Raw genomic sequence first — 15,574 nt, forward strand, 5'->3', positions numbered from 1 at the left:
AATCGGAGGCCGGCCATGAGCCAGAACCAGAACTACCTCGCCGTGATCAAGGTCGTCGGCGTCGGCGGTGGCGGCGTCAACGCCGTCAACCGCATGATCGAGCTCGGTCTCCGCGGAGTCGAGTTCATCGCCGTCAACACCGACGCCCAGGCGCTGCTCATGAGCGACGCCGACGTCAAGCTGGACGTGGGCCGCGAGCTCACCCGCGGCCTCGGTGCCGGCGCCGACCCCGAGGTGGGTCGTCGCGCCGCAGAGGACCACGCGGAGGAGATCGAGCAGGCGCTGACCGGCGCCGACATGGTCTTCGTCACCGCCGGAGAGGGCGGTGGCACCGGAACGGGTGGCGCTCCCGTCGTCGCCCGCATCGCGAAGTCGATCGGTGCGCTGACCATCGGTGTCGTCACGAAGCCGTTCTCCTTCGAGGGGCGTCGCCGCCAGAGCCAGGCCGAGGCGGGCGTCGCGAAGCTGAAGGAAGAGGTCGACACCCTCATCGTCGTCCCGAACGACCGTCTGCTCGAGATCAGCGACCGCGGCATCTCGATGATCGAGGCCTTCGCCACTGCCGACCAGGTCCTCCTCGCCGGTGTGCAGGGTATCACCGACCTCATCACGACCCCCGGTCTCATCAACCTGGACTTCGCCGACGTGAAGTCGGTCATGCAGGGAGCGGGATCCGCCCTGATGGGCATCGGCTCGGCCCGCGGTGCCGACCGTGCGATCAAGGCGGCCGAGCTCGCCGTCGAGTCGCCGCTGCTCGAGGCCTCGATCGAAGGCGCGCACGGTGTGCTGCTGTCGATCCAGGGTGGCTCGAACCTCGGCATCTTCGAGATCCACGACGCAGCGGACCTCGTCAAGGAGGCCGCGCACCCCGAGGCCAACATCATCTTCGGTACGGTCATCGACGACACGCTCGGCGACGAGGTGCGGGTGACCGTGATCGCCGCGGGCTTCGACGGCGGCGAGCCCTCGCTGCGGCTGGACCCGATGGTCGTCTCGCGTCCCTCGACCGCATCCCTTCCCGAGGTGGCGCTGTCGGAGACCGCCGAGCCTGCCGCCGAGAAGAGCACGCCCGAGCCCGCCCCGGCGCCGACGGCACCGCGCACGCCGACGACGAGCATCGAGCCGGCCTTCGCCGACGACGACATCGACATCCCCGAATTCCTGAAGTGACGACACCGGTCGGCGCCTCGGCGCCATCGGACCTGGCCGCGCGGCTGTCGGCGATCGACGAGAAGATCGCCGACGCCGCGCGTGCCGCCGGGCGGTCCCCCGAGGGGATCACCCGGATCGTCGTCACGAAGTTCCACCCCGCCTCCCTGGTGCGCGATCTGCACGCTCTCGGCGTGCACGCGGTGGGGGAGAACCGGCAGCAGGAGCTCACCGCCAAGGCGGGCGAGCTCTCCGCCCTCGACCTCGAGTGGCATTTCATCGGCCAAGGGCAGACGAACAAGGCCGCGGCGATCAGGCGGAGTGCTGGCGTCGTGCATTCGGTGGACCGTGACCGCTTCGCCGACGCCCTGCACCGTGCAGCGGAGACCGACGAGGTGCTCGACGTGCTCGTGCAGGTGAACCTCACCGATGACGAGGGCAGGGGAGGCGTGGCCCCGGCGTCGGCGGTGGCGCTGGCCGAGCACGTGCTCGGTCTGTCCTCGCTGCGGCTCCGGGGTGTGATGGCCGTCGCGCCCCTCGACGAGGATCCCGCGAGCGCCTTCGCCCGTCTGCACCACATCGCCGCCGACGTGCGGGCCGTCGCTCCCGACGCGACGTGGATCTCCGCCGGGATGACCGGCGACTTCGCCGAGGCCATCGCCGCCGGCGCGACACACCTGCGGATCGGTTCCGCAATCACGGGACCGCGCCCCGCCCGGGGATAACCTGTGACAAGACCAGCCCGAAACGTTCGAACCGGAGGACACGATGGGTAACCCGCTGAAGAAGACCATGGTGTATCTCGGCCTCGCCGACGAGGAAGAGGTCTACGAAGAGGAGACGCCAGTGCCCGCCCGCGCCCAGCGCGAGCGTGAGCGTGAGCGCGAAGAGCCGGCTCCGGCTCCCGTCACGCCGCTCCGTCGTCCCGTCGCCGTCCGCCAGCCTGCAGCAGGAGCCGTGAACGAGATCCTCACCGTCCACCCGAAGCAGTACCGCGACGCCCAGTTGATCGCGGAGAGCTTCCGCGAGGGCGTCCCGGTCATCATCAACCTCTCCCAGATGAGCGACGCCGACGCGCGCCGCCTCATCGACTTCGCGAGCGGTCTCTCCCTCGGCCTCTACGGCCGGATCGAGCGGGTGACCTCCAAGGTCTTCCTGCTCTCGCCGGAGAACATCGCGGTGTCCGGCCACGGGGGTATCGCGCACGCAGACGCCGAGTCTGCGGGCTTCGACCACTCGTAGACCGTGCAGCTGGTCTCGGTCCTCGCCAGCATCGTCCATCTGGTGCTGCTGGTCTACATCCTCGTGCTCTTCGCGAGGCTCATCCTGGACTACATCCCGATGTTCAATCGGGAATGGCGTCCCAAGGGCTTCGGTCTCGTGGCCGCCGAGGCGGTGTACACCGTCACCGATCCGCCCATCCGGTTCTTCCGGCGGATCATCCCGCCGCTGCGTATCGGTCAGCTCTCGCTGGACTTCGGCTTCGCGCTGACCCTTCTGGTCGTCCTGATCCTGATGAACATCGTCCGGTTGTTCATCCGCTGACCACCCCGCGTGTCGCGCCCGGGGACGGCGGCGAGTTCGCCGAGCCTGGGTGTCGTGGCATCGCGACCCCAAGGCTCGGGGGCTATGCTGGCACCCAGGTGCGCGCCCCGGGTTCGCGCCACATCACGAACACGCCATACATCGGTACTGGCAATCGAACTCATCGAAAGAGGAGCCACCCATGGCACTTACCCCGGATGACGTCGTCACCAAGCAGTTCCAGCACGTCCGCTTCAAGGACGGCTTCGACCCGGACGAGGTCGACGACTTCCTCGACGAGATCGTCATCGAGTGGCGCAAGGCCCTCGAGGAGAACGCCGAGCTGAAGGCGAAGCTCGCCGCGTACGAGTCGGGTTCCACCCCTGCTCCCGCCGCTGCCGCCGAGCCGGCCGCCGCTGCTCCCACCCCGGCCCCCGCGGCCGAGGCCCCCGCCGAAGCCGCACCGACCGGCTCCGCCACCGCCACCGCCGGCATCATCGAGCTCGCGCAGCGTCTGCACGACGAGCACGTGGCCGAGGGTGAGGCCAAGCGCAACCAGCTCATCTCCGAGGCCGAGGCCGAGGTCGCCCGCATCCGCACGGAGGCCGAGGCGAAGCAGCGCGAGGAGACCGCACGCCTGGAGCGCGAGCGCAACACCCTGGAGGCCCGCATCACGGAGCTGCGCAACTTCGAGCGCGACTACCGCTCGCAGCTCCGCGGCTACATCGAGGGTCAGCTCCGCGAGCTCGACGAGAAGTCGGCGTCCACGGACTCCACGCCGGTCTCCGCGATCGGCCTGTAAGGCGCCCTCTTGTCAGGACGTCGTCCCCTTCGTCGGTCGGCGGCCGGTGCGATCGTTGCGATTCTCGCAGCGGTCGTGCTGGCCGCCGATCAGTTTGTGAAGTACCTCACGATCGAGAACCTGCCGCTGCATGAGGCGGTCCCCGTTCTCGGAGAGTTCCTGCAGCTCTACTACGTGCGCAATCCCGGCGCGGCGTTCTCCCTCGGCTCGGGCGTGACCTGGATCTTCACCATCGCCCTCGCGATCGTGGCGGGCGTCATCGTCTGGAAGGCGTTCGGGCTGCGGTCGCGTCTCTGGGCCGTCGTCCTCGGCTGCCTGCTCGGAGGCGTGCTCGGCAACCTGTCGGACCGTCTGTTCCGCGAGCCCGGATTCCCCGTCGGCCACGTGGTCGACATGATCTCGATGCCCTGGATGATGCCGGCCATCTTCAACGTCGCCGACATCTTCATCGTCACGGGGATGATCTCCGTCGCCCTGCTGGTCGTGTTCGGACTGCGATTCGACGGCACGCGGGAGAAGGACCATGCCCCGATCGAGACCGACGAGGACGCCGAGGCGGCTGCGGCGTCCGAGGAGCGCTGACCGTGGAGTCGCGTTCGCTGCCCGTCCCCGACGGCCTCGACGGCACGCGGGTCGACGCCGCCCTCGCCAAGCTCCTCGGGTTCTCGCGGACCTTCGCGGCGGAGGTGGCCGCGTCCGGCGGCGTCCGCCTGGACGGTGTCACGCTCGACAAGTCCGACCGCCTGCGGGGCGGCGCCTGGCTCGAGGTCGAGTGGGAGCCGAAGGAGGGGCCGAAGATCGTGCCCATCGCGGTGCCTGAGCTGGGCATCGTCTACGACGACGACGACATCGTCGTGGTCGACAAGCCGACCGGGGTCGCCGCCCACCCGTCGCTCGGGTGGGAGGGGCCCACGGTCGTCGGCGCTCTCGCCGCCGCCGGGTTCCGCGTGGCCACCAGTGGCGCACCGGAGCGTCAAGGCGTCGTGCACCGGCTGGACGTCGGGACGAGCGGACTCATGGTCGTCGCCAAGAGCGAGGCGGCGTACACCGCCCTCAAGCGCGCGTTCAAGGAGCGCACGGTCGAGAAGATCTATCACGCGGTGGTCCAGGGGCATCCGGACCCGCTCGTGGGCACGATCGACGCGCCGATCGGTCGGCACCCGAACCACTCCTGGAAGTTCGCCGTCGTCCCGGACGGGAAGCCCTCCGTGACGCACTACGAGACGCTCGAGGCGTTTCCCGGTGCCTCTCTGCTGGAGATCCACCTGGAGACGGGCCGCACCCATCAGATCCGCGTGCACATGGCGGCACATCGGCACCCGTGCGTCGGGGACCCGCTCTACGGCGCCGATCCGACGCTCTCCGCCCGCCTCGGACTCACGCGGCAGTGGTTGCATGCGCATCAGCTGGCCTTCGCCCACCCGACGACGGGGGAGTGGGTGCAGTTCTCCTCGCCCTATCCGGAGGACTTCCAGCACGCGCTGGACGTGCTGCGCGGGGAATAGCGGCACCCGCCGGGGCGTCCGTCCGCCGGTGTCCGTGGTCTCCGCCACACTGACCACATGAGCATCGTGGTGCGCCCGGCGACGGTCTTCGACGACGTCGCGGCGGTCGTGGGACCCAAGAATCCGACGTCGAACGTCTGCTTCTGCCTGAGCTATCGGATCGGCAACAAGGAGAACGTCTCGCTGCGCGGTCCCGCACGGGCCGAGCGGGTGCGTGAGCTCTGCCACCAGGATCCTCCTCCCGGCGTACTCGCCTACCTCGACGACGAGCCGGTCGGCTGGGCGGCGCTGCACCCTCGACGCGACACGAGCTTCGCGCGCAATCGCCTCATCCCGCACGTCGACGACCTCGACGTATGGTCGCTGTGGTGCTTCCGGGTCCGCCCCGGGCACCGCAAACAGGGTGTCTCCCACGCCCTCATCGAGGGCGCGGTCGCCTCTGCGCGGGAACGGGGCGCGCCCGCGATCGAAGGGTATCCGGTCGACAACGCCGGGGCGAAGGTGAACCTGACGATGGCGTACGTCGGGACGCGGCGTCTCTTCGAGAGCGCGGGGTTCGAGAAGGCGGCGGACACGGGTTCCGTCCTCGACGGCTTCCCCCGTGTGCTCATGCGACTGGACCTCCGCGAGAAAGCGTGAACCGTCTTCCGCTTCCGGGGCAATACAGAGTGTGAACACAGACAGCGAGGTCATCGCTCGGTCGCTCGATGAGCCGCGGGCTTTCTCCGCCATCTTCGAGCGCCACGTGCGCCCGGTCGGCGGATACATCCGGCGGCGGATCGGCGAGGACGCCGTCGACGATGTGCTCAGCGAGACGTTCCTGGTCGCCTTCCGACGTCGAGCGTCTTTCGATCTCGACGTCCCCTCGGCGCTGCCCTGGCTCCTGGGCATCGCCACGAGGATGATCAAGCGGCACCGCGCGGCCGAAGCGCGGCAGTGGCGGGCCTTCGAGGCCACGTCGATCGCCGAGGGACCCGCGGAGCACCCGTACGCGGCGTCCGACGCGCGGCTGGACGCCGACGCCGCCCTGCGCGCACTCGCGCCCCGCATCGCCGGGCTCCCGGCCAGGGACCGGGACGTGCTGCTCCTGCATGCCTGGGGTGATCTCACCTATGACCAGATCGCCGAGGCCCTCGGCATCCCGGTCGGGACCGTGCGGTCGCGGCTCAACCGGGTCAGACGACGGCTCGCCCCGCCCGGCTCACGGGGACGGACCCGACTCACGTGGATGGCGAAGGAGGAGAGCGATGCTGCTTATGGAACGGGTGCGTGAACTCGGTGCGGATCAGGCGGAGCCGTCGGAGGAGAGCGTCCGTCGCGCCCGCGCCGCTCTGACGACCGCGGTGTCCGGAGCGCGTGCTCCGCGGGGCGGTCGACGACGGGCGCGGGTGTGGGCCGGCCTCGGCGTCGGAGGACTGACGGCCGGAGCCGCGGTCGTGGCGCTGGGAGCCGGAGGCATCCTGTTCCCTGTCACGCCCGACGCCGCCGCAGCGGCGGTTCTCGAGCAGGCGGCGAGCGTCACGGTCGATGCCCAGGACCTGACCCCGGGGGAGGGGCAGTACATCCGGATCCGGACCGTCGACGAGTTCGTCCAGTTCTGGGACGAGGACGCGGCCGACGACGGCGATGACGACACCTTCGCCTTCAACGCCTCGCGGGACACGGGAGACGCCGCCGTCCTGGTCAGGGACACGCGCGTGCTGTACGTCCCTGCCGACCGCTCGTCCGACTGGTTCTACGACTGGGGGAACGCGGAAGTCGTGCGGTCGTTCGGCGGGCAGGGCGCGCGGGCCGCTCAGGAGTGGTCCTCGTCACCCGGAGCGTCGATCCGCGAGCGCGGCACGGTGCAGGTCCTTCCCGGCGGGGTCTGGCCGGTCGGCGACGGCGATCCGACGCCCGTTCCGCAGCTGGCGGACGGCTATCGCCCGCACTACGACGAGATGCCACGGGAACCGTCGGCGCTGCGGGACTGGCTGCGTGCCCGGTCCGGGCTGGCCGGCGAGGAGGGCGATCGGTGGGTGGTGGCGAGCCTCTCCGACCCCTCCGCGATCAACCTCATGCCGGCCGAGCTGAGAGCGGCCTTCTTCCGCGCGATCGCCCTGATCCCGGGCTTCCAGCTGATCGGGGAGGACGGCGGCACGGCCACGCTGCGCTACGCGGTTCCCGGCCACCGCACGACGACCATCGTCGTCGACACATCCCGTGGGCTCGTGGAGTCGATCGCGGAGGGCTACGGATCCGGAGGGGTCATCGGCGACACGCCCGAGTCGACGACGAGCGTCGTCACCGAGGTGGTGGACGAGGTGCCGTGAGGCCGACCGATGTCGATGGCCGAACGTAGACTCGAAGCATGGCATCCGACTCCTTCGTCCACCTGCACGTGCACAGCGAGTACTCGATGCTCGACGGGGCTGCGAAGATCAACGCCATGACGCAGGCGGCCGCCGACTACGGCATGCCGGCGATCGCGGTGACCGATCACGGGAACACCTTCGCGGCGTTCGAGTTCTACAACGCCGCGCGCAACGCCGGCGTCAAGCCGATCGTCGGGCTCGAGGCCTACGTCACCCCCGGGACGCACCGCAGCGACAAGACCCGCGTGCAGTGGGGATCGCCGGACCAGCGCAGCGACGACGTCTCGGGCTCCGGCGCCTACACCCACATGACGATGTGGAGCCAGAGCACCGAGGGCATGCACAACCTCTTCCGGCTGAGCTCGCTGTCGAGCATGGAGGGGTACTACTTCAAACCGCGTATGGACCGCGAGCTGCTCCAGACCTACGGAAAGGGCCTCATCGCCACGACGGGATGTCCGTCGGGAGAGGTGCAGACGCGACTCCGGCTCGGCCAGTACGACGCCGCCCGCGCGGCGGCGGCGGAGTTCCAGGACATCTTCGGCAAGGAGAACTACTTCGCCGAGATCATGGACCACGGCCTGTCGATCGAGCGCCGCGTGATGACCGACCTGCTGCGTCTGGCGAAAGACCTCGGCATTCCGCTGGTGGCCACCAACGACTCGCACTACACCCACCAGCATGAGGCCGATGCCCACGAGGCCCTGCTGTGCGTGCAGTCCGGCTCCACGCTCGACGACCCCAACCGCTTCAAGTTCGACGGCGACGGGTACTACATCAAGACCGCGGCCGAGATGCGGCAGCTCTTCCGCGACCACCCGGAAGCCTGCGACAACACGCTCCTGATCGCCGAGCGCTGCGAGGTCGAGTTCAACACCTCGGCGAACTACATGCCGCGGTTCCCGGTCCCGGACGGCGAGACCGAGGACAGCTGGCTCATCAAGGAGGTCGAGAAGGGACTCCACTACCGGTACCCGAACGGCATCCCGGACAAGGTGCGCAAGCAGGCCGAGTACGAGACCGGCATCATCCTGCAGATGGGCTTCCCCGGCTACTTCCTCGTCGTCGCCGACTTCATCAACTGGGCCAAGGACAACGGCATCCGGGTCGGTCCGGGGCGAGGCTCCGGTGCCGGTTCGATGGTCGCCTACGCGATGAAGATCACGGATCTCGATCCTCTCGAGCACGGTCTGATCTTCGAGCGGTTCCTCAACCCGGACCGCGTCTCGATGCCCGACTTCGACGTCGACTTCGACGACCGTCGTCGTGGCGAGGTCATCGAGTACGTGACGAGGAAGTACGGATCCGAGCGCGTCGCCCAGATCGTCACGTACGGCACGATCAAGTCGAAGCAGGCCCTCAAGGACGCCGGTCGCGTCCTCGGCTTCCCGTTCAGCATGGGCGAGCGGCTCACCAAGGCCATGCCCCCGGCCGTGATGGGCAAGGACATGCCCCTCGACGGCATGTTCGACTCCGCGCACCCGCGCTACAAGGAGGCGAGCGAGTTCCGTGCCCTCATCGAGACCGACCCCGAGGCGAAGACGGTCTTCGACCGGGCCCTCGGCCTCGAAGGGCTGAAGCGACAGTGGGGCGTGCACGCCGCCGGCGTCATCATGTCGTCGGAGCCCCTGCTCGACATCATCCCGATCATGCGCCGCGAGCAGGACGGCCAGATCGTCACGCAGTTCGACTATCCGTCGTGCGAGTCCCTCGGCCTCATCAAGATGGACTTCCTGGGTCTCCGGAACCTGACGATCATCTCCGACGCCCTCGACAACATCCGGATGAACCGGGGCGAGGAGCTCGACCTCGAACACCTCGGTCTCGATGACCCCGCCGTCTACGAACTGCTGGCCCGCGGCGACACCCTCGGCGTCTTCCAGCTCGACAGCCCGCCGCTGCGTTCGCTCATGCGGCTCATGAAGCCGGACAACTTCGGCGACATCTCGGCCCTCATCGCGTTGTACCGTCCGGGGCCGATGGGAGCGAACTCCCACACCAACTACGCGCTGCGCAAGAACGGGCAGCAGGAGATCACCCCGATCCATCCCGAACTGGCGGAACCGCTCGCCGAGATCCTGGAAGAGTCCTACGGACTCATCATCTACCAGGAGCAGGTCATGGCCATCGCGCAGAAGGTGGCCGGATTCAGCCTCGGCCAAGCCGACATCCTGCGCCGTGCGATGGGCAAGAAGAAGAAGTCCGAGCTGGACAAGCAGTACGCGGGCTTCGCCGGCGGCATGACGGAGCGCGGCTTCGGAGAAGGGGCGATCAAGGCGCTCTGGGACATCCTCCTGCCGTTCTCGGACTACGCCTTCAACAAAGCGCACTCCGCTGCCTATGGACTCGTCTCGTACTGGACCGCCTACCTCAAGGCGCACTATCCGGCCGAGTACATGGCCGCCCTCCTCACGAGCGTGGGCGACTCGAAGGACAAGATGGCGCTCTACCTCAACGAGTGCCGCCGGATGGGCATCAAGGTGCTCCCGCCGGACGTCTCCGAGTCGATCAACTTCTTCGCGGCCGTCGGCGACGACATCCGCTTCGGCCTCGGCGCCGTCCGCAACGTCGGCACGAACGTCGTCGACGGCATCGTGCAGTCGCGCAAGGACGAGCGGTTCACCTCGTTCCATCACTTCCTCGACAAGGTGCCGCTGCACGTCGCCAACAAGCGCACGGTCGAATCGCTCATCAAGGCCGGCGCCTTCGACTCCATGGGGGACACCCGCAGGGCCCTCCTCGAGATCCATGAGGACGCCGTCGAGGCGGCGGTCGACAGGAAGCGCAACGAGGCCCAGGGCGCCATCGGCTTCGATTTCGACAGTCTGTACGACGGTCTGGAGGAGGTCGCGCCCGCGAAGGTGCCGCCGCGTCCGGAGTGGATCAAGAAGGACAAGCTCGCCTTCGAGCGCGAGATGCTCGGCCTCTACGTCTCGGATCATCCGCTCGCGGGTCTGGAGGTGCCGCTCGCGAAGCACGCCTCGATCTCGATCCACGACCTCAACAACTCCGAGGACCTGCAGGACGGTGATCAGGTGACCGTGGCGGGTCTCGTCACGAGCGTGCAGCATCGGGTGGCCAAGGCGAGCGGAAACCCCTACGGCATGATCACCGTGGAGGACTTCAACGGCGAGGTCACCGTGATGTTCATGGGCAAGACGTACCTCGAGTTCCAGCACACCCTGCAACAGGATGCGATCCTCGCCGTGCGCGGACGTGTGTCGCGCCGCGACGACGGCTTGAACCTGCATGCCCAGTCCGCCTTCGCGCCCGACGTCGGCTCCTTCGACGCCGCCGGTCCTCTGGCGCTCGTGCTCGCCGAGCAGCGCGCGACGGAGCGGGTCATGACCGAGCTGGCAGAGGTGCTCCGCCGACACAGCGGCGACACCGAGGTGCTGCTCCGTGTGCACCGCGGAGGGACCGCGAAGGTGTTCGAGGTCCCCATGCCCGTGAAGGTCTCCGCTGACCTCTTCGGTGACCTCAAGTCTCTGCTCGGACCAACCTGTCTGGGGTGAGCGGGTAGGATCGGGAGCCGTCGAGAGCACCGGAAACGCGTGGTGCGCCGATGAGGAAAGGACGACTATGAGCACGGATCTTCCCGAGCCGGACGCCGAGGCGGTGTTCAGCGACGAGGACGGCGTCCTCTACGACGACGAGGTGACCCCGGAGTACGGCATCCTCGGATTCACGCTGCGCGAGCTGCTGATCGTCGGAGTCTGGCTCGTCTCCTTCCTCGTCTCCTTCTTCCCGCTCAGCGGGGGGATCTCGCTGTGGGGCATCGGCATCCAGTGGATCCTGCCGATCGGCGTTCCGACCGTCGCCGTCTTCCTCCTCATCCTCCGACGGTTCTCGCCCGACGGCATCCGCCGGGTGGGTTCGCTCGGCATCGACCAGTTCGCCTCCGTGGCCTTCTCGGTGTCCGCGTGCGTGTGGGCAGGCAATCTGTGGCTCGCCCTGTCAGCCGTTATCTCGACCGGCAACTGGGGCCTGCCGTGGAACGCGGTCGTGCAGGTCATCACCTCCACTGCGCTCGTCGTGCTCACCGTCTTCGCTCCGCTCATCCCGGGGCTCAAGGAGGACTTCCAGGGGCGGCTCGTGACGCTGGCGCACCGCAACGCGAACCCGGTCCGCCCCGTGATCCCCCGTCCGCGTCCCGAGACGACGCCGGACGCGACTGCCGCCGCCCCCGAGCCTGACGCTTCGCCCTCCGAGACCGACGCGACTCCGGCGGAGGACGAGACCGCGGTCATCGCGGCTTCGGACATCGCACCGTCGACGACGGATGCCGCTCCCGCGCAGGCCGGCACGGCCGACGAGGTCTCCGATGACGCCTCCGCGGTTGCGACAGGGGACGACGCCGACCGCGTCCCGCTCACGGCGCACGCGTCCGGTGGGGGGACCGGAACCGTTCCCGTGTCCGCCGAGCCGGAGTACGCCCCGCCGTACTCGCGTCGCTCCCGTGGGGAGCAGCCCGAGATCGTGTCGGACACCGGCAGCATCGAGTCTCTCCTCGGAGCCAAGGCGCTCACCGAGGAAGAGCTCGCCGCGTACCGGGAGCCGGAGCCGGCCGACGCCACGGCCGTGAACCCGGTCGTCGACGACCGCACCGAGGACGAATCCGCGGCTCCGCGGGACAGCGCGGTCGTCGCGCAGCCCTTCTGGATCCTCGCGCCGACGGAGCGGGACGTCCACGACGAGCGCGGTGAGCCGATCTTCCGCGTCGGCCCGACGGCGTGGGCTCTCGTGATCGAGGATCGCGGTGGCGCCTTCGTCGTCCGTCATGACGACGGCCGCATCGGCTACCTCCACGACATCGCCGGCATCACGAAGGGCTGACATGCGCACGATCGATCTGCGGGAGCGCGAGCTCTCGCCCGCCGACATGCTCGCGGCCGTGCCGCGCGCGACCCAGGCGCGAGCCGAGGCCCTGGACACCGCGGCGCGCCTCGTCGACGACGTCCGGGAGCGCGGCGAGGACGCTCTGCGCGAGCAGGCGGAGCGCTTCGACCGGGTCACTGGTCACGCGGTGCGGGTTCCCGAATCGCACCTCGCGGAAGCTCTGGCCGGGCTTGCCCCCGCCGTGCGTGCGGCTCTGGAGGAGGCGATCCGTCGGGTGCGTCTGGCTTCGGCCGCGCAGGTGCCCGCCCCGCAGGTCACCCGCATCGGTGACGGCGCGACCATCACGCAGCGCTGGCAGCCCGTCTCCCGCGTCGGGGTCTACATCCCCGGGGGCAAGGCCGTCTACCCGTCGAGCGTCGTCATGAACGTCGTCCCCGCGCAGGTCGCGGGGGTGCAGCAGATCGCCCTCGCCTCCCCGCCGCAGGCGTCGGAGAACGGCCGTGTCCACCCGACGATCCTCGCCGCGGCAGCGCTTCTCGGGGTCTCCGAGGTGTATGCCATGGGCGGCGCGGGCGCCATCGGCGCCCTCGCCCACGGCGTCGGAAGCCTGGGGCTCGATCCCGTCGACGTCGTGTCCGGGCCCGGCAACAACTACGTCGCCTCGGCGAAGCGTGCCGTCGCGGGCGTGGTCGGAACGGACTCCGAAGCCGGGGCGACCGAGATCCTCGTCGTCGCGGACGCCGCATCGGACCCCCGCCTCATCGCTGCCGACCTCGTGAGTCAGGCCGAGCACGACGAGCAGGCTTCGGCCGTCCTCGTCACGGACGCGCCGGAGATCGCCGAGCAGGTCAGGGGAGAGGTCGAACGGCAGGCGGGGCGTACGCGGCACAGCGAGCGTGTCGCGGCCGCGCTGTCCGGACCGCAGTCGGCGATCGTGCTCGTGGACGACCGGGCGATGGCCGTCGCGTTCAGCAACGCCTACGCCCCGGAGCACCTGGAACTGCACCTCGCGGACGCGGAGGAGGCGGCAGCCGACTTCACGAGCGCGGGTGCCGTCTTCGTCGGCGATCAGACCCCGGTCAGCCTCGGCGACTACATGGCCGGCAGCAACCACGTGCTGCCCACGGGGGGCCAGGCGCGTTACGCCCCGGGTCTGGGCGCCTACACGTTCCTGCGCCCGCAGCAGGTCGTGTCGTACGACCGTGCCGCTCTGGCCGCGGTGCGGGAGGGCGTCGTCGCACTGGCCGACACCGAGGTCCTCCCGGCGCACGGCGAGGCGATCGAGGCCCGTTTCACCGCGTAGGATCTGTCAGATGCACTGCCCCTTCTGCCGTCATCCCGATTCCCGGGTCATCGACTCGCGCACCAGCGACGACGGGCTGTCCATCCGGCGCCGTCGACAGTGTCCGGAATGCGGAGGACGGTTCTCCACGACGGAGACCGCGAGTCTCAACGTCATCAAGCGCTCGGGCGTCATGGAGCCCTTCAGCAGGGAGAAGGTCATCTCCGGCGTGCGGAAAGCCTGCCAGGGGCGTCCCGTGACGGAGGCGGACCTCGCGATCCTCGCGCAGCGGGTGGAGGAGGCCGTCCGGCAGACCGGCGTCTCCCAGCTCGACACGAACGAGATCGGCCTCGCCATCCTGGGACCGCTGCGTGAGCTCGACGAGGTCGCCTTCCTCCGCTTCGCGAGCGTGTACCAGGCGTTCGACTCGCTCGAGGACTTCGAGTCGGCGATCGGCGACCTCCGGGCCGACCACGCGAAGGCGGAGGCGGCGGACCGGTAATCTGGCAGGGATGTATCCGCTGCTCTTCCGCGCCGTCCTTTCGCGCTTCGACCCCGAGTTCGCCCACCACGCCGGCATGGCGGTGATCCGCGTCCTCGGCGTGCCGCCGTTCTCGTGGGCCACCCGTGCGATGACCCGGCCGGACCCCTCGCTGCGGGTCGAAGCCCTCGGGCTCACGTTCCCGTCGCCGTTCGGCGTCGCCGCCGGGTTCGACAAGAACGCCGTCGGCGTGCGCGGTCTCGCGGCGCTCGGCTTCGGCCACGTCGAAGTCGGGACGATCACCGCCGTCCCGCAGGAGGGCAACCCGAAGCCGCGCCTGTTCCGACTGGTCGCGGACCGCGCGGTCGTCAATCGCATGGGCTTCAACAACCGCGGTGCGGATGCCGCAGCCCGCCGCCTCGCTCGACTCCGCCGGGGCGCACCGGACACGGTGATCGGCGTGAACATCGGGAAGAGTCGCGTGGTGGACGTCGAGGATGCCGTCGCCGACTACGTCGCCTCCGCCACTCGACTCGCTCCGCTGGCCGACTATCTCGCGGTCAACGTCTCGTCGCCGAACACTCCGGGGCTGCGGGGCCTGCAGGCGGTCGAGACTCTGGCGCCCCTGCTGCGCGCCGTCCGTGACGCGGCCGGCTCCACTCCGCTGCTCGTGAAGATCGCCCCCGATCTGCCGGATGACGAGATCACCGCGATCGCGCGGCTCGCCGTCGAGGAAGGGCTCGCGGGCATCATCGCCCACAACACGACGATCAGCCGTGACGGCCTGCGTACCGATGCAGCCGTCGTCGAGGCGGCCGGCGCCGGGGGGCTCTCCGGTGCTCCGCTCAAGCAGCGGTCGCTGGAGGTGCTCCGGGTCGTCCGTGCCGCCGTCCCCGAGGACTTCTGCGTGATCGCGGTGGGCGGTGTGGAGACGGCCGCCGACGTGCAGGAGCGTCTGGATGCCGGGGCCACCCTGGTCCAGGGCTACACGGCGTTCCTCTACCGCGGACCGTTCTGGGGCCGCGAGATCAACCGCGGACTGGTCAGTCCGGGTACTGCCCGCGCTTGACCTGCGGCTTGGGCAGGCGCATGAAGCGCATCTGCAGGGCTCGCATGCCCGCGTACCAGCCGAGACCCTTCTCGACGCGGTCCTTGCCGAACTTCGCGGCCGCCTTGCGCTTGACCCGCATGCCGAGGAGGATCATGCCGCCGATCGCGATCACGAGGTACGCCATCATGAACAGGTACGCGTAGAACGAGATCATCATGTTCGTCGGCAGCAGCGAGGCCAGGATGACGAGCACCATGACACCCATCACGAACTCGGCGGGGTGCCAGCCGGCGTCGACGTAGTCGCGCACCCACCGGCGCTGCGGGCCCTTGTCACGCGCGGGGAGGTACTTCTCCTCGCCGGCGGCCATGCCGGCCTGCGCCTTCGCGCGACGCTCGTTGAGCTCGGCGCGAGCCGCGGCCTTCGCCTCCTTGGTGTTCGCCACGAGGGGGCGGCGGCGCGCGGCCTCCTGCTCGGCGCGGGTCGGCGTCGCGCGTCCCTTGCCGACGGCAGGCGTCTGGGGGGCGTCGTCGTTCGTCGAAGGGGAGGCGGGGGTAGTGGCCACGAGGTTCCTCGGTTCGCTGGGG

16 protein-coding genes are annotated in these 15,574 nt (G+C 69.4%); 15 read left to right on the forward strand and 1 reads right to left on the reverse strand.

The window, feature by feature from the left end; translation table 11 throughout:
* The first annotated feature begins 15 nt into the window (after positions 1-15).
* From ftsZ to ACIQID_RS00780, 15 genes are all read left to right on the forward strand, one after another.
* Positions 16-1,170: a cell division protein FtsZ gene (ftsZ, locus tag ACIQID_RS00710; RefSeq protein ID WP_312672093.1), complete on the forward strand. Its 1,155-nt coding sequence runs from the start codon at positions 16-18 to the stop codon at positions 1,168-1,170.
* Positions 1,167-1,874 carry a YggS family pyridoxal phosphate-dependent enzyme gene (locus tag ACIQID_RS00715; RefSeq protein WP_400281106.1) on the forward strand — a complete coding sequence of 236 codons (708 nt, stop codon included), beginning with the start codon at positions 1,167-1,169 and terminating at the stop codon, positions 1,872-1,874. The genes ftsZ and ACIQID_RS00715 overlap by 4 nt, the downstream gene beginning before the upstream one ends.
* 43 nt (positions 1,875-1,917) lie before the next feature.
* Positions 1,918-2,391: a cell division protein SepF gene (locus tag ACIQID_RS00720; protein WP_400281109.1), complete on the forward strand. Its 474-nt coding sequence runs from the start codon at positions 1,918-1,920 to the stop codon at positions 2,389-2,391.
* Positions 2,392-2,394: 3 nt separating this feature from the next.
* Positions 2,395-2,694 (forward strand): YggT family protein, encoded by a 300-nt coding sequence (locus ACIQID_RS00725; protein WP_025105081.1) that lies wholly within the window; start codon positions 2,395-2,397, stop codon positions 2,692-2,694.
* Positions 2,695-2,875: 181 nt separating this feature from the next.
* Positions 2,876-3,475, forward strand: a complete 600-nt coding sequence (locus tag ACIQID_RS00730; protein ID WP_331203061.1) for a DivIVA domain-containing protein — start codon at positions 2,876-2,878, stop codon at positions 3,473-3,475.
* A 9-nt stretch (positions 3,476-3,484) separates the two neighbouring features.
* Complete coding sequence (lspA, locus tag ACIQID_RS00735; RefSeq protein WP_396654598.1) at positions 3,485-4,057, forward strand: signal peptidase II; 573 nt, start codon at positions 3,485-3,487, stop codon at positions 4,055-4,057.
* Between the two features lie 2 nt (positions 4,058-4,059).
* The gene (locus ACIQID_RS00740) at positions 4,060-4,980 is read left to right on the forward strand and encodes an RluA family pseudouridine synthase (protein ID WP_331203060.1); all 921 of its coding nucleotides are present in this window, start codon (positions 4,060-4,062) and stop codon (positions 4,978-4,980) included.
* 57 nt (positions 4,981-5,037) lie between these two features.
* Entirely contained in the window at positions 5,038-5,619 is a 582-nt protein-coding gene (locus ACIQID_RS00745; protein WP_312672098.1) for a GNAT family N-acetyltransferase, read from the forward strand.
* 31 nt (positions 5,620-5,650) lie between these two features.
* Positions 5,651-6,253 carry an RNA polymerase sigma factor gene (locus tag ACIQID_RS00750; protein ID WP_400281116.1) on the forward strand — a complete coding sequence of 201 codons (603 nt, stop codon included), beginning with the start codon at positions 5,651-5,653 and terminating at the stop codon, positions 6,251-6,253.
* On the forward strand, positions 6,228-7,292 hold the full coding sequence (locus ACIQID_RS00755; RefSeq protein WP_331203059.1) for a hypothetical protein: 1,065 nt from the start codon (positions 6,228-6,230) through the stop codon (positions 7,290-7,292). The genes ACIQID_RS00750 and ACIQID_RS00755 overlap by 26 nt, the downstream gene beginning before the upstream one ends.
* Positions 7,293-7,330: 38 nt before the next feature.
* The gene (gene dnaE / locus ACIQID_RS00760; protein ID WP_312672101.1) at positions 7,331-10,849 is read left to right on the forward strand and encodes a DNA polymerase III subunit alpha; all 3,519 of its coding nucleotides are present in this window, start codon (positions 7,331-7,333) and stop codon (positions 10,847-10,849) included.
* A 67-nt stretch (positions 10,850-10,916) separates the two neighbouring features.
* Positions 10,917-12,170: a hypothetical protein gene (locus tag ACIQID_RS00765; RefSeq protein ID WP_400281120.1), complete on the forward strand. Its 1,254-nt coding sequence runs from the start codon at positions 10,917-10,919 to the stop codon at positions 12,168-12,170.
* A 1-nt stretch (position 12,171) separates the two neighbouring features.
* The gene (hisD, locus tag ACIQID_RS00770; protein ID WP_331203057.1) at positions 12,172-13,476 is read left to right on the forward strand and encodes a histidinol dehydrogenase; all 1,305 of its coding nucleotides are present in this window, start codon (positions 12,172-12,174) and stop codon (positions 13,474-13,476) included.
* 10 nt (positions 13,477-13,486) lie between these two features.
* Complete coding sequence (gene nrdR, locus ACIQID_RS00775) at positions 13,487-13,957, forward strand: transcriptional regulator NrdR (protein ID WP_187661782.1); 471 nt, start codon at positions 13,487-13,489, stop codon at positions 13,955-13,957.
* A 10-nt stretch (positions 13,958-13,967) separates the two neighbouring features.
* Positions 13,968-15,005, forward strand: a complete 1,038-nt coding sequence (locus ACIQID_RS00780; protein ID WP_400281124.1) for a quinone-dependent dihydroorotate dehydrogenase — start codon at positions 13,968-13,970, stop codon at positions 15,003-15,005.
* Here the strand turns inward: ACIQID_RS00780 and ACIQID_RS00785 are convergent.
* Positions 14,980-15,552, reverse strand: coding sequence for a DUF3043 domain-containing protein (locus ACIQID_RS00785; protein WP_060921218.1), 573 nt, complete (start codon positions 15,550-15,552; stop codon positions 14,980-14,982). The genes ACIQID_RS00780 and ACIQID_RS00785 overlap by 26 nt on opposite strands.
* Positions 15,553-15,574 lie beyond the last annotated feature (22 nt).

The sequence above is a fragment of the Microbacterium sp. NPDC091676 genome, from assembly GCF_044756645.1.
Taxonomy (GTDB): Bacteria; Actinomycetota; Actinomycetes; order Actinomycetales; family Microbacteriaceae; genus Microbacterium; species Microbacterium paraoxydans_D.